At 69.4% G+C, this 13,583-nt stretch carries 13 protein-coding genes; 5 read left to right on the forward strand and 8 right to left on the reverse strand.

The features are described 5' to 3' along the window. Positions 1-226: 226 nt before the first annotated feature. The 6 genes from ITP53_RS47360 to ITP53_RS47385 all read right to left on the reverse strand — a co-directional run bounded on the left by ITP53_RS47360 (position 227) and on the right by ITP53_RS47385 (position 6,689). Entirely contained in the window at positions 227-784 is a 558-nt protein-coding gene (locus tag ITP53_RS47360) for a type II secretion system F family protein (RefSeq protein WP_328818098.1), read from the reverse strand. Positions 785-1,103: 319 nt separating this feature from the next. Beyond that, on the reverse strand, positions 1,104-1,811 hold the full coding sequence (locus ITP53_RS47365; RefSeq protein WP_195902041.1) for a type II secretion system F family protein: 708 nt from the start codon (positions 1,809-1,811) through the stop codon (positions 1,104-1,106). 241 nt (positions 1,812-2,052) lie between these two features. Continuing rightward, entirely contained in the window at positions 2,053-3,201 is a 1,149-nt protein-coding gene (locus ITP53_RS47370; RefSeq protein ID WP_328818106.1) for a TadA family conjugal transfer-associated ATPase, read from the reverse strand. A gap of 472 nt (positions 3,202-3,673) precedes the next feature. After that, the gene (gene ssd, locus ITP53_RS47375) at positions 3,674-4,714 is read right to left on the reverse strand and encodes a septum site-determining protein Ssd (RefSeq protein ID WP_195902042.1); all 1,041 of its coding nucleotides are present in this window, start codon (positions 4,712-4,714) and stop codon (positions 3,674-3,676) included. 513 nt (positions 4,715-5,227) lie between these two features. Then, positions 5,228-5,389 (reverse strand): hypothetical protein, encoded by a 162-nt coding sequence (locus tag ITP53_RS47380; protein ID WP_195902043.1) that lies wholly within the window; start codon positions 5,387-5,389, stop codon positions 5,228-5,230. Between the two features lie 526 nt (positions 5,390-5,915). Further along, positions 5,916-6,689 (reverse strand): Fic family protein, encoded by a 774-nt coding sequence (locus ITP53_RS47385; protein WP_195902044.1) that lies wholly within the window; start codon positions 6,687-6,689, stop codon positions 5,916-5,918. A 579-nt stretch (positions 6,690-7,268) separates the two neighbouring features. Between ITP53_RS47385 and acs the strand changes: the two genes are divergently transcribed. From acs to ITP53_RS47405, 4 genes are all read left to right on the forward strand, one after another. After that, complete coding sequence (gene acs, locus ITP53_RS47390) at positions 7,269-9,242, forward strand: acetate--CoA ligase (RefSeq protein WP_195902045.1); 1,974 nt, start codon at positions 7,269-7,271, stop codon at positions 9,240-9,242. Between the two features lie 421 nt (positions 9,243-9,663). Further along, on the forward strand, positions 9,664-10,104 hold the full coding sequence (locus ITP53_RS47395; protein WP_195902046.1) for a phage holin family protein: 441 nt from the start codon (positions 9,664-9,666) through the stop codon (positions 10,102-10,104). After that, positions 10,094-11,014: an alpha/beta fold hydrolase gene (locus ITP53_RS47400; protein ID WP_195902047.1), complete on the forward strand. Its 921-nt coding sequence runs from the start codon at positions 10,094-10,096 to the stop codon at positions 11,012-11,014. Before ITP53_RS47395 ends, ITP53_RS47400 begins: the two co-directional genes overlap by 11 nt. Next, positions 11,011-11,454: a DUF309 domain-containing protein gene (locus ITP53_RS47405; protein WP_195902048.1), complete on the forward strand. Its 444-nt coding sequence runs from the start codon at positions 11,011-11,013 to the stop codon at positions 11,452-11,454. The genes ITP53_RS47400 and ITP53_RS47405 overlap by 4 nt, the downstream gene beginning before the upstream one ends. Positions 11,455-11,469: 15 nt before the next feature. On the opposite strand, the gene ITP53_RS47410 is transcribed toward ITP53_RS47405, so the two are convergent. Continuing rightward, entirely contained in the window at positions 11,470-12,657 is a 1,188-nt protein-coding gene (locus tag ITP53_RS47410) for a MarP family serine protease (protein WP_195902049.1), read from the reverse strand. Positions 12,658-12,739: 82 nt separating this feature from the next. Here ITP53_RS47410 and ITP53_RS47415 point away from each other — a divergent pair, with 82 nt between their 5' ends. After that, positions 12,740-13,252: a HEAT repeat domain-containing protein gene (locus ITP53_RS47415; RefSeq protein WP_195902050.1), complete on the forward strand. Its 513-nt coding sequence runs from the start codon at positions 12,740-12,742 to the stop codon at positions 13,250-13,252. A gap of 34 nt (positions 13,253-13,286) precedes the next feature. On the opposite strand, the gene ITP53_RS47420 is transcribed toward ITP53_RS47415, so the two are convergent. Next, on the reverse strand, positions 13,287-13,583 hold a 297-nt coding region (locus ITP53_RS47420), incomplete at its 5' end, for a hypothetical protein (RefSeq protein ID WP_207757433.1).

Consider the following 13,583-nt stretch of genomic DNA (forward strand, 5'->3'; position numbering starts at 1 on the left):
GGGATGGCGGCTGGCATGGCAGCTGCGTTGGTGGGTGGCATGGCGGCTGGAATTTGCATCGGGCCTCCAGGGGTCGGGGCCGGGTCTTGGCCGGCGGGAGCTCAAGGTTCGCCGAAAGAGGGTGGGGGCCGAGGGACCGAGTGGCGTTCTGTGGATTAGCACGTATCCCGAGTAGCTTTCTTGTGGATAACCGGGGTTAGCCCTGTGGATAACGCTTCGGCTGACCTCAGGGGATGATGATCGTGGAAGCCAGGCCGGCTATCACTGGAACGATGCCGAGCAGGACGAACGCCGGAAGGAAGCACAGGCCCAGTGGGGCCACCGCCTTCACACCGACGCTTCTGGCCGAGGCGACGGACGCGGCTCTGGCGCTCTCGCGGGCGTCGTCTGCCAGGCGGGTAAGGACCTCCGCTACAGGGGCACCGCTGTTGGCCGCCCGGCTCATGGCCCGGGAGAGCGGACCCATCGCGGGGTCCTTGGCAAGCGTGGCCCAGGTGGGCTCCGGGTCGGCGCCCAGGCGGAGCTGACGACTGACCCAGGTCAGTCTCTCGCCCAGGGGCCCGCCGATGGCGTCGGCGGCGATGTCGGTCGCGGCGCTCACCGGACGACCGGCCAGCAGGCAGGCGGTCATCAGGTCCGCGGCGAACGGCAGGTCCGCCGTGATTCGCCGGCGTTCGTGGCGGGACTGCGGAGGTTCCCTTCTATGGAGGAACAAGGCCGTTGCGGGAGCCACCAGGAAACCGGCGATGATTCCGACGTTGCCGCCGATCAGGAGTGTGGCCACAAGTCCTGCGCAGATGGCGGTGACGATTGTTCTGCGATCGATCGGTCGTGGGTGGGCGCCTGCGGGATCGAGCCAGGTCGGGTGGTGTGGCGGCTCGTCGCCGGTTGTTCGGAGTTCCTCGGGGTGGCGGTGGTCGGGAGGCCCGGTCGAGGCAGCCTGGTCCAGAGGGCGTAGCCGGGCCAGGCGTTCCGTTGGAGTTCTCGGCGAGAGCCACAACCACGTGGCCGCGCCTGCGCACAGGGCGGATACGAGCACGAGCATCGGCAAGCGTCCGATCGTTTCGTTGAGAGCCTGGAGCTCATCGAGCCTGGTCGAAGTCCTAGCCTTGTGCCTGGTCAGCCATGCGGTTGGTCCACCACAGGCCGCAGACGTCCAGGGCGATTCCCGATATCAGACACACGAGGCCCGGAAGGCTGCCGAACAGGAACGACAACGGGCGCATGTTCAGGGCCCCGGCCATAAGCAGGCCGAGGGCCGGGAGGACGGCGAGCATCCGGGCAGTGGTGCGAGGGCCGGCCAGTTGCGCCGCCACGTCCTGGCGGTGGGCCTGGGCAGCGCGTAATGTGCTCGCCACTCGCTCCACCAGGGCGGCCAGCCCGGCGCCCACGGTGACGCTGACGTTCCAGCAGGCCGCCAACTGGCGTAGGCCCTCGCCTCCCTGTGAGGGGGCTGATGAGAGCAGGGCGGCGGAGACGTCACTGCCGTCCTTCGCTGCCGCGACGATCGGGCGCAGAGCTTCGGGCTCGGGGAAGTCCACTGCCGATATGGCTCTGGCCAGTGCTTCTCCGGGGGTTCGGCCGGCGGACAGCTCTGCTGACAAGGCGTGGCAAAGCTCGACCGAGGCGCGCCGCCAGGCATCGGCGCGGCGTGCGGGTGTGGGGCGGGTGAGCCGCTCGGCCAGCGCCTGCCACTGAGGTCTCCGGCGAACTGTGGTGAGTTTCGTCAGGCGGGTGTCGGCGATGGCCGGGGCTGTCCACAGCCACACGGCGCAGGCTGTGGACAGTGCGGCCACCAGGGCATAGGTCATGCCCTCCCCCTCCCTCTCTGCGCACTCACCCCGGTACACGTCCTCGTGGCAGTCCATGTCCTGGTCACCGAGCACGCCCTCGTCGCGCCGCTCACCCTCATCACGGCATAGGTCATCGTCCCGGTACAGGCGCTCGTGACAGTGCACGTCCTCGTCGCGGCGTAGATCCTCGTCGTGGTACGGGTCCTCGTCGCTGTGGACGTCCGAGTCCCAATGCTTGTCCCGGTTACATCGCTCGTTCTCATCGCTGTGCTCGTCGGGTCAGGGCGTCGTAGGCGGGGCCGATCCTGGAGGTGCCCGACGGGTCGAAGGTCAGGGCGGGGATTGCCTCGACCAGGCCGGTCGAGGTCCTCGAGAGCAGGCAGATCTCGGCGATGCGCCGTCGACCGTCGGGGCGCGTCCTGGTCAGGTGGATGACGGCGTCGAGCGCCGCGGCGAGTTGGCTGTGCACGGCCTCTCTGGTCAGGCCAGCGGCGCATCCCAGAGCCTCCAACCGAGGTGGTACGTCGGCTGCGGTGTTGGCGTGCAACGTGCCGCAGCCGCCTTCGTGGCCGGTGTTCAAAGCGGCCAGCAGGTCCACAACCTCCGAGCCCCTTACCTCGCCGACCACCAAGCGGTCCGGGCGCATCCTCAACGCCTGGCGTACGAGGTCCCTCAGGCCGACGCCACCGGCGCCTTCGAGATTGGCCGGGCGGGTCTCCAAACGTACGACGTGTGGATGGAGCGGGCGGAGCTCGGCCGAGTCCTCCACCAGGAGGAGGCGCTCGGCCGGGTCAGCCAGGGACAGCAGGGCCGAGAGGAGTGTCGTCTTGCCGGTGCCTGTGCCGCCTGTCACGAGGAAGGCCAGCCGGGCGGTCACCAGGGCGGTCAGCACCGGGATCGCCGACTGGGTGATCGTGCCTGCCGACACCAGACCGGCCAGGGTGAACGTGCGGCGTGGTGGCAGGCGTAGCGACACGCAGGTGCCTCCAGGAGCGACCGGTGAGAGTACGGCGTGGAGGCGGACGCCGCCCGCGAGCCTGGCGTCCACGTACGGGGACGCGTCGTCCAGTCGCCGGCCAGCGGCGGCGGCCAGTCGCTGGGCCAGCCTGCGTACGGCTCCGTCGTCGGCGAAGGTGATCGGGGTTCGGCGTAGGCCGGCGCCGTCGTCGACCCACACCTCCCGTGGGCCGTTGACCAGGACATCGGTCACGTCGGGGCGGGCGAGGAGCGGCTCAAGCGGGCCGGCGCCTATCAGGTCGGCGCAGAGAGCGCGGGCGACCGCGAGGATCTCCGCGTCGCCGTATACGGACTTTTCAGCTCTTAGGGCGACTGCCACCTGAGAGGCGCTGGGTTCGACGCCCGCCCGGGCCAGACGTACGCGGACAGCCTCCACGAGCTCCGGGGACACGGCCGAGGCCCGGACCGATGCCTGATCTGCTGGAGGGCCGGCCGGGGTTGAGATCGCCGTCAAGGTTGGACTCCTGCCTTGCTGGAACAGGTCTTTGGGCTGCTCAGTGCTGGAACTCCACCTCGCGATGGCTCAGCGCTGGGATTGGGCTCGGAGGCGCTCAAGCTGAAGACTGAGCATGGGGTGACTGAGCGCCGAATCATGGCTCGGGGCGGGCTTGGAGCAGCTCAGCTCAGGACCGCAACCACGCTCGGGGCGGCTCAGCGTTGAAACCGGGCTCAAGGTGGCTCAGCACCGCAACCATCTTGGGACAGCATGGCAACGAAACACGCGAGAGGCGGCTCAACGTTGGAACCCAACTGGGGCGGCACGGCACCGCAACGACGCGTGACGCGGCTCAGCACCCGAACCCAGCTTGGGCGGCACGACACCGGAATCCGGCTTGGGGTCGGCACCGGAACCCGGCTTGAGGTCAGGGTGGGAGGATGTCTTGTAGGAGGGCTGTGCACAGGTCGCCGAGCACGGTGCGGGGGCCCAGCTTGGGTAGCTCGCCTCGGTTGAGGGTCGCGGTGAGCCTGGGCTGGTCGGGCAGGGTGCCGGCAGGCGGGATGCCCAAGGAACTCACAGCCAGGTCGTCGTCCACGACTCCGGGGCGGAGGACCGCGCGGACGTCCGAGGTGTGTTTGCGCGCCTCCCCCAGGACCTGCGCGGTGGACAGAATTCCGCGTACGTCTGCCACGGCTACCAGCAACGTGGCCTTCGCTCTGGTGAGGGCTTCGATCGCGGCGGGGTCGAAATGGCGAGGGAGGTCGACGACCACGAGGTCGAAGCCTCGCCGGCCGGCTTCGAGGACCGACCGCATGGCCTGGGGCGGGATCGCTGCCACCTCGCCTCGGTGGAAGGAAAGGACCGCCAGGTCGCCGAACGACGGCAGCGCGGCCTGGAGCGCGCCCGCGCCGATCCGGCCCTCCCTGGCCACCAGGTCTCCCCAGCGGGCGCCCGGTGCCTCCTCGTGACCCAGCAGCGCGTCTATGCCGCCGCCCAAGGGGTCGGCGTCGACCAGCAGCGTACGGAGATGATCGCCGGAGGCTCGCAGGGCCAGACAGGCGGACAGGACGCTCGCCCCCACCCCGCCGCGCCCGCCGACGACGCAGATCACCGCTCCCGAGCGAGGCTCCGGCTCCATGGCGTCCGCGAACCGCTCCACCAGATGGCGCTCGTCACCCGGAAGGCGGACGACGGACTGAGCTCCCACCTCCACGCATTTCCGCCACGCGTCAGGGTCGTCGGGATCTCGGGTCACGAGGAGGACTTGCTCCCGCGGCGGGGGCGCGGTCGCGGCCAGGGCGTCTGCCTGGTCGGCGCCCACCGCCACCAGCGGGGCAAGGTTCCAGTACGGGCGGGCGTGGGCGGGCATATGGGCCACGTCGAGCTGCGCGCCGGCGGCGGCCGCCACACGGACCAGGTCGTCCAGCAGGGCGTGATCTTCGGTGATGACCAGGGGTCGGTGCATCTCGGCCTCCCGTTGGAGTTGGGAGGTCAAACCATGCTCTGGATGGCCGGTGCGGCGGGAAGGCGAACGGCGTTCTGGGGATTGTGGACGGCCTGCTGTGGTGGCCTGTGGATAACGGCAGACCGGTGGTAGGCACACCATGGCAACCTCTGGGAGCCGTCCCCCGGGAGAAAGCTGCACGTGAGCCATCGCCCGCAGACACGCGGCCTGCGGCAGTCGCCCGGCGGACACCCGGCCTGCGAGCCATCGCCCCGTTGACACGCGGCATGAAAGTCATCGCTCCGCGGACAGGCGGCCTGCTGGCCGTCGCCCGGCGGACAGGCGGCCTGCTGGCCGTCGCCCGGCGGACAGGCGGCTTGTGGGCCGTCGCTCCGCAGATGCGTGGCATGGGGAGGGACGCATGGCGCGCCGGAAGGTTCACGGGCGCTGGTGGAAAAGGGGCGACCCCCGCCGGGGGGGAGAGCGGGGGTCGCCTGATCGGTCCGGCTCCGGGGGGGTAGAGCCGGTCCCGTTTCAGAAGAAAGCTTTCATCACTTCACCAGAACCTGGCAAGGGACTTGCAAAGCCATCCCTTGAACGGTCACCCCAGTTTCGGGCGATACCACCGTATGCTGCCCGATCGACTCGAGTTTCGTCGAGCAGCAAACTCGCATTTTCGCCAAGTTTTTTCGCCACCCCATAACGATCACATAAAGACGATCACGCAGAGTGATCATCTCGAATTGGTAACCAGATCGCGGGGTCGCCGCCGCCCAAGTGCGGTCCGACAGTTCACAGAGTCCGGCTCGGCCAGGAGCCACGCCTGTGTCCATGCCAGGAGCGATGCTCCACGCGCGGGTAAAGGTCTTGGACCAAGGGGTTCCCATCAGGGCGGATCCGACGTAGAAAGGTGTCACGGACGACATGTCCGGGTGCATCAGCCGGGTACCCACGCGCGACCAGCCGCGGGAGGCGCGTCGTGACGGGCTTGACCCGCTCCGACGGATTGAGGTGCACGCTTGGTAACCCGGTGTGATGCACCGGCAGACGGCGTCTCTTGACTGAGACGCCGTCAGCTATGTCAGCTTCGCCCTCCGCGACAGCCGTCAGCTACGTCAGCTTCCCTCCGCGACGGCGACGAACGGTAACGGTCAATACGCCAACTCACACGACAGCGACACCGGTAGCGGCAGCAGTCAGTACGTCAGCTCAGTGGCGGCGGTCAGCCGCGCTGCAGGGCCTCGCAGATGGCCGTCGTCTCACGTACGCCGAGGCTTACCGCAGATGCACATTGCCGTACCCACTGGCCGACGCCCTCCGGCGTCCCGCTCAGGTACGCCCGCAGCCCCTCCACGTACGGCAGCTCCAGATGCCCCACCTCCACGGCCACCAGCGATTTCGGGTCCAGCCCGAACTCGACCAGCGTCAGCCGCTCCGCCGAGCGCGCCACCACCCCGTCAGCCGTGCCGAACGGCCGCAGCACCGCCAGTTCCGCGTGCACCACGGCGGCCAGCACCAGGGCGGGCGCCTCCGTCTCCAGCAGGTCGAACAGGACCTCCATGCGCGCCGCCGCCTCCTTCGCGCCCGGGGCGGGGCCGAGGCCCAGCGGATCGGGCGCGTCGTCCGACGTACGGGGACGCCCCAGCGCGGCCTGCGGCGCGAGGCCGGCGGCCGCCACGCTGTGCAGCCGGGCGAGCACCTGCCTGGGGGCCTGGCGCCAGGTCGCGCCCAGCCGCCCCATCTCCGCCGACGCGCGGAGCGCACCCTGGACCAACGGATCGTGGACCTCGTCCCGGCGCAGGGCGTCGAGCGGCACGTCCACGCCCTCGACGGCGGCCGACGCGCGGGCGCCGCGCAACGACGACTCCGTGGACACGGCCGGGCTGGCCCGGCGCAGGACGCGATGGCGGTAGAGCCTGTCGACGGCCTGGCGGGCCTCGTCCACCGCCTCCGGCACGCCGGGGAGCCGCGCGATGACGGCCAATGGGTCACTCACGGGACCCGACCCTACCCGTGGGTACGCCACACCCCGGGTAAGGGCTCTGGAAGACCCAACCCGTGAGTACGACGTGCCCTGGACAAGAGCACGGGAAGCCGCTCTCCGTAGGCGCGGCAGCCCCCGGGGCAAGGGCCTGAGAAGCCACTCTCCCTGAGTACGACGTGCCCCTGGCGAAAGGCTCCGGGAAGTCGAACCCGTAGCCCAGGCAAAGGGCCGGGAGGCACTCTCCGTGGGCACGGCGCCCCCCGGCCAAGGGCTCGGGAAGGCACTCTCCATGGCACGGCGGCCCCCGTGCAAGAGCTCGGGAAGGCACTCTCCATGGGTACGGCGGGCCGCGGGAAGGGCCGCGGCGCAGCGTGCAAAGCCACGCGGAACCCTTATCGCGCGGCCTTACAATCGCTATTGAAATGTTGTCATCCTGAAATCGAGAAAATATGCGGCTGGGCAGTTTGAGGTAATAGGTCCCCCTTTGGGGTGGTAGGCGGTACAGACCTGTCTAGACCTCTTGTGTCTGGAGGCCGCGACCTGGTGAAGTGGGACACGACCTATCCAACCTGGCCATAGAAGGAGTACGAGGTGGCCCCGGAGACCTCTGGCAACGAGACCCAGGCGCTGTCCAACCTGCTACAGGAGAACCGCCGGTTCGCACCACCGGCCGACCTGGCGGCGGCCGCGAACGTGACCGCTGCCGCGTACGACGAGGCCGCCGCGGATCGTCTCGCTTTCTGGGAACGCGCAGCCGACCGGCTGACCTGGGCCAAGCGGTGGGACAAGACCCTCGAGTGGAACCCCCCGTTCGCCAAATGGTTCGTGGGAGGCGAGCTCAACGTCGCCTACAACTGCGTCGACCGCCACGTCGAAGCGGGACGCGGCGACAAGGTCGCCTACCACTGGGAGGGCGAGCCCGACGGCGACACCCGTACCCTCACTTACAACGACCTGAAGACCGAGGTCAGCAAGGCCGCCAACGCCCTGCACGAGCTCGGGGTGCGCAAGGGCGACCGGGTGGCGATCTACATGCCGATGATCCCCGAGCTGCCGATCGCGATGCTGGCCTGCGCCCGCATCGGGGCGGTCCACTCGGTGGTGTTCGGCGGGTTCTCTGCGAGCGCGCTGAAGAGCCGGATCGACGACGCCGACGCCAAGCTCGTGATCACCTCCGACGGCGGCTACCGCAGGAACAAGCCGTCCGCGCTCAAGCCGACCGTGGACGACGCCGTCGCCGAGTGCCCGCAGGTCGAGCACGTCCTGGTGGTACGCCGTACCGGCCAGGACGTCGCCGTGGGCGAGAAGGACCTGTGGTGGCACGACGTGGTGGGGCGCCAGAGCGACCAGCACACCCCCGAGCCCCACGACGCCGAGGACCCGCTGTACATCCTCTACACCAGCGGCACCACCGGTAAGCCCAAGGGCATCCTGCACACCACCGGCGGCTACCTGACCCAGACGGCCTGGACGCACGACGCGGTCTTCGACCTCAAGCCGGACAGCGACATCTACTGGTGCACGGCCGACATCGGCTGGGTGACCGGCCACTCCTACATCGTCTACGGCCCGCTCGCCAACGGCGCCACCAGCGTCATCTACGAGGGCACCCCGGACACCCCGCACCGCGGCCGGTTCTGGGAGATCGTGCAGAAGTACAAGATCACGATCGTCTACACCGCCCCCACGGCGATCCGGACGTTCATGAAGTGGGGCGACGACATCCCCGCCAAGTACGACATGTCCAGCCTGCGCGTCCTGGGCTCCGTCGGCGAGCCGATCAACCCCGAGGCCTACGTCTGGTACCGCAAGAACATCGGCCACGACCGCTGCCCCGTCGTGGACACCTGGTGGCAGACCGAGACCGGCGCCATCATGATCAGCCCGCTGCCCGGTGTGACCGCCGGCAAACCGGGCGCGGCGATGCGCCCGCTCCCAGGCATCGTCGCCGACGTGGTGGACGACCAGGGCAACAGCGTTCCCAACGGCGGGGGCGGCTTCCTCGTCGTACGCGAGCCGTGGCCGGCGATGCTGCGCACCATCTGGGGTGACGACCAGCGCTACATCGACACGTACTGGAGCAGGTTCGAGGGGATGTACTTCCCCGGCGACGGCGCCAAGAAGGACGAGGACGGCGACCTGTGGCTGCTCGGCCGCGTGGACGACGTCATGCTGGTCTCGGGCCACAACATCTCCACCACCGAGGTGGAGAGCGCGCTGGTCAGCCACCCGAAGGTGGCCGAGGCGGCCGTGGTCGGCGCGACCGACCCGGTGACGGGGCAGGCCATCGTGTCGTTCGTGATCCTGCGCGGCAGCGCGGAGGAGAGCGACGACATCGGCGCCGAGTTGCGAAACCACGTGGCCAAGACGCTCGGCCCGATCGCCAAGCCGCGCCAGATCCTGGTCGTGCCCGAGCTGCCCAAGACCCGGTCCGGCAAGATCATGCGTCGTCTCCTGCGTGACGTGGCGGAGAACCGCAGCATCGGCGACGTCACCACCCTGGCCGACAGCACGGTGATGAACCTCATCTCCGAGAAGCTCCCGTCCGCGAAGTCGGAGGACTGAGCCTCACAACACTGCGCATGTCCCGAAGCATGTCCCGAAGCATGTCCCGATTTTTCGGGACATGCGCATGCCAGGAGGCGGGAGCCGGCCCGCGATTTCAGCAGGGGGCGAAGCCGGACGGACCAAGCCCGGGCGCTATCTTCTCCGATCGGGTAGTTCTGGAGTGACGGCGGGACTCGATGCTCGGCAAGTTCCTCGGCGTGTTCGGTGGCGCCTGGCTGTCAGTGCGGCTCAGCCTGGCGAGACTTGCCGGAGGAGCTCCGCTGGCGAGGCCCGGCGGCGGTGCTGCTTCACATACGGTGCTGCTTTACACACAGCACCGTTTTTGGCATACGGCGCTGCTTCACATACGGGGTACGCGAGTGTCGCGATGCGCTGGATGATGTTTGACACGGCCACCAGGCCTCGATAGGAGACGTTCATGCCGCAGACTCCCGAGGAAGACTCCCTGGGCTCGCTGGTCGCCCAGGCGAGCAGTCACATCTCGGACCTCATCCGCTCGGAGATCGAGCTGGCCAAGGCCGAGTTCAGGTTCGACGCCAAGCGGGTCGGCATGGCCGGCGGGCTGTTCGCCGCCGCCGCGTTCATGGCTCACCTGTGTCTGATCCTCGCCTCGTTCACGATCGCGTACGCGCTGGCGCAGTGGCTGCCCAACTGGCTCGCCTTCCTCATCGTGACCGTGTTCTACCTGCTGGTCGCGGGTCTGCTGGTGTTCATCGGGATCCGGCGGCTCAAGGGGCTGGCCGGGATGAAGCGTACGACCAGGTCGATCAAGGGCCTCAAGGAGATCGCCACGCCCGAGGAGCCCGCGCTGCCCGCTGTGAGGCCGGACCGCGAGCCGGTGACCCGTGATGGCACCTGACGAGTCGGTCGTACAGATCGGGGGCCCATGGACGCACCGCGCGGTGCACGCGGGCGGCACGCGCTTCCACGTGGTCGAGGCGGGTGAGGGACCGCTGGTCCTGTTCCTGCACGGGTTCCCGCAGTTCTGGTGGACCTGGCGCCACCAGCTCACCTCGCTGCCGAAGGCCGGATACCGCGCGGTCGCGGCCGACCTTCGCGGCTACGGCGGCAGCGACAAGCCCCCGCGCGGCTACGACCTGCCCACGCTCGCCGCGGACGCCGCCGGGCTGATCCGCGCGCTCGGCGAGACCGGGGCGATCGTGGTGGGGCACGACTGGGGCGGCCTGCTGGCCTGGACGATGGCCGTGCTCGACCCCAAGTGCGTACGACGCCTGGTCGTCGTGTCCTCCCCCCATCCGCTGCGGATGCGGAGCGCGCTGCTGACCGATCCGTTCGGGCAGCTCAAGGCCAGCAGGGGCGCGCTGGGCTACCAGCTCCCCGTGCTGCCCGAGCTGAGGCTCAGACGCCACGAGGCGTCGCTGGTCGGCAGGATGCTCGACGAGTGGTCGCGGCCCGGCTGGCCGGAGCAGGAGGAGTCGCGGACCTACCGGGAGGCGTTCAGGATCCCGGCCGTGGCACACTCCGCGCTGGAGTACCATCGCTGGTTCGGCCGCTCCCAGCTGCGCCCCGACGGCCGGCGCTACGCCAGAGCCATGCGTACGGAGGTCGAAGCCCCCACGCTGCACCTGCACGGGGCGCTCGATCCACGCGTGCTGCCACGCACGGCACAAGGTTCGAGCCGTTACGTGGCGGCCCCCTACCGGTGGCGGCTGTTCGAAGGAGCCGGCCACTTCCCCCACGAGGAGATCCCCGACGTGTTCGACACCGAGTTGCTCGGCTGGCTGGCCGATCCGGAGCCCGACCGATGAGAGACCGCGATCCCGAGGGCAGGCCGCGCAGCGCCAGGCCGCGCGACGCGTACGGCAGGCCGCTCCCCTACGGCGAGCCCGGTGTCCCCCGGGTGCCCGACGACTACGCCCCGACCACCGAGCAGGCCCTCGCCGACGGCCGCGGGTTCCTCAGCGAGGGGCTGCCGTTCAACGCCCACGAGGTGTTCGAGGGCCGCTGGAAGTGCGCGCCGGAAGAGGAGCGGGAGCTGTGGCAGGGGCTCGCGCAGATCTGCGTCGGGCTGACGCACCTCCAGCGCGGCAACGGGCGCGGCGCGCTGACCCTCTTCAGCCGCGGCGCGGCCAGGGCGCAGGCGTACGGCGGCGCGTACGACGCGGTCGGCAAGGCCGCCTCAGGGTTCACCCAGGACAGCGACCCTGACCAGGCCATAGCCCTGATCCTGGCCAAACTCCCCGGCTGAGCGAGGGCCAGGCGGTCAGTCGCAGCCCTGGGTGCTGGCCGGCATGGTGTCGTTACGGCCGGCCGCCGCGTCGGGCGTGACCTCCTCGGCCGTCAGCACGTAGCCGGTGTCCTCCTCGTTGACTGCGGCGGCGAAGACCACGCCGTAGACGCGGCCGTCCACCGTGAGCAGGGGGCCGCCGGAGTTGCCCGGCAGCACCACGCCGCGGATCGCGAAGACCTGGCGGGTCACGGTGGTGCTGCGGTAGATGTCGGGGCCCTCGGCGTCGAGTTGGCTGCCGATCCTGGCCGGCTCGGCGGTGAACCCCTTGCTCTTGGGGAACCCGGCGACGATCGCGTTGTCGCCCCTGCTGCCGTCGCCGTCGAAGGTGAGCTGCGGCAGGTTGAGCCCGGGCACGTAGAGCACGGCGATGTCGCGCCGCGGGTTGTAGCGCACGACCGTGGCGTTGTGGCGGACGTTGTCGGCGTCGATGATCTGCAGGTCCCGCTTCACGCCCGCGACCACGTGGGCGTTGGTCATGATCCGGCCTGGGGCGTACACGAAGCCGGTGCCCTCGATGTGTTTGTTGCACTCGGCGTTGCCCTGCACCTTGACGATCGCCCGCCGCGCCCGGCTGAGCTTCGCGCCCTGCAGCACGCTCTGGTCGGGCGGCGGCACGTCGATGAGCTGGCCGGCGCCGATGGCGTCGAAGACGGGCGGGAACTCCGAGCGGTCGATGAACTTCTTGAACGGCTGCTGCCAGTTGCGCGCCGCCTGTGGGATCGCGTCGTCGACCGTGGTGAGCAGCGCGGAGTTCTTGACCTGGTCGACGAGGGGGTTGAACGACGTGGAGACGATCAGCGACCCGATCAGCCAGGCGATGACCAGCACGGACAGGGCGCTGGCGAACGTGCCGCCGACCGCGTCGGCCACCTTGGCGGGCTCCCACGTGACGTGGCTGCGCACGACGGCGCCGAGCGTCGAGGAGGCGAACTGGCCGATGGTGGCGGACAGGAAGACGACCACGATGGCCAGCAGCGCCTGCGGCGTGTCGCCGTCGACGACCGCCTTGGCGATGTGCGGCGCGATGAAGACCCCCAGCACGGCCCCGCCGACGAACCCCACGAAGCTCATCGCGCCGATGATGAAGCCCTGCCGGTAACCCGAGATGCCGAAGGCGATCACCAGGCCGATCAGAATGAGGTCAAGCAGATCACCGCGCACGCTTCAAAGGTAACCAGCGATAGGGTCAAGTGTGCACGTCTTCCGCCAGGACGACGTCACCCGCCCGGCTACCTTGGGTTCCATGCCGCCGGCCGAGGGAACAGTGCGCGATCTCATCGAGGCTGCTCTGCGCGACACCGACCCTGACGGCCCGCTGCGCTGGCATGTGATCTGCCTGCTGCGCCAGCGGGGCGATCTGGAGTCGTTCATCGAGGCACGCCGGCTGTGCGCCGGCGACACCGTCACCGAGCGGCTGCTCGGGGTGGACATCATGGGGATGCTGCGGCCGTTCGCCGACCGTACGCTGCCGGTGCTGCGCTACCTGGCCGCCAGCGAGGACGACGCCATGGTGCTCTACTCGGTGCTGATCGCGTTCGGTCACCTGGCCGACCCGCGCTCGCTGCCGTCCGTGCTCGACCTGGCCTCTCACAAGGATTCCAGGGTGCGCTACGGCGCCGCGTACGCGCTGCAGCACGTGCTGGGCGAACCGCCGGACCGGGCGGGCCTGGAGATGCTCCGTACGCTGGCCGCCGACAGCGACGCCGACGTGGCGGGCTGGGCCTCACTCGGGGTGGCGCTGAGATCGGCGCCCTGAGCCGCTAGCCCCGTTTTCCGCACTTGAGCGATCTTCAGCGGAGGTCTCGTGGATCGATGTCGAGGAGGTCCAGGAGGTGGAGTTGGAGGTCGGTGGGTTGCGGGATGGTCGGGGGTGATTGGCCGGTGCCCGGGATGAGCCGGATGCCGGCCAGTGCGTCGAGGATGAGCTTGCCGGTGGGAACGGCGGGTCGTCCGGCGTACAGGCCGTTGACCTTGGTTTTGTCGTGGGCGGCCAGGGCCTGGCGGACTTGGCGTTCGATCAGGCAGAAGATGAGCAGGGCCAGGCAGATGACGGTGATCAACGCGTTGATGCGGCGGTTGTTCTTCAG

It is taken from the genome of Nonomuraea cypriaca (assembly GCF_015645445.1).
Taxonomy (GTDB): Bacteria; Actinomycetota; Actinomycetes; order Streptosporangiales; family Streptosporangiaceae; genus Nonomuraea; species Nonomuraea cypriaca.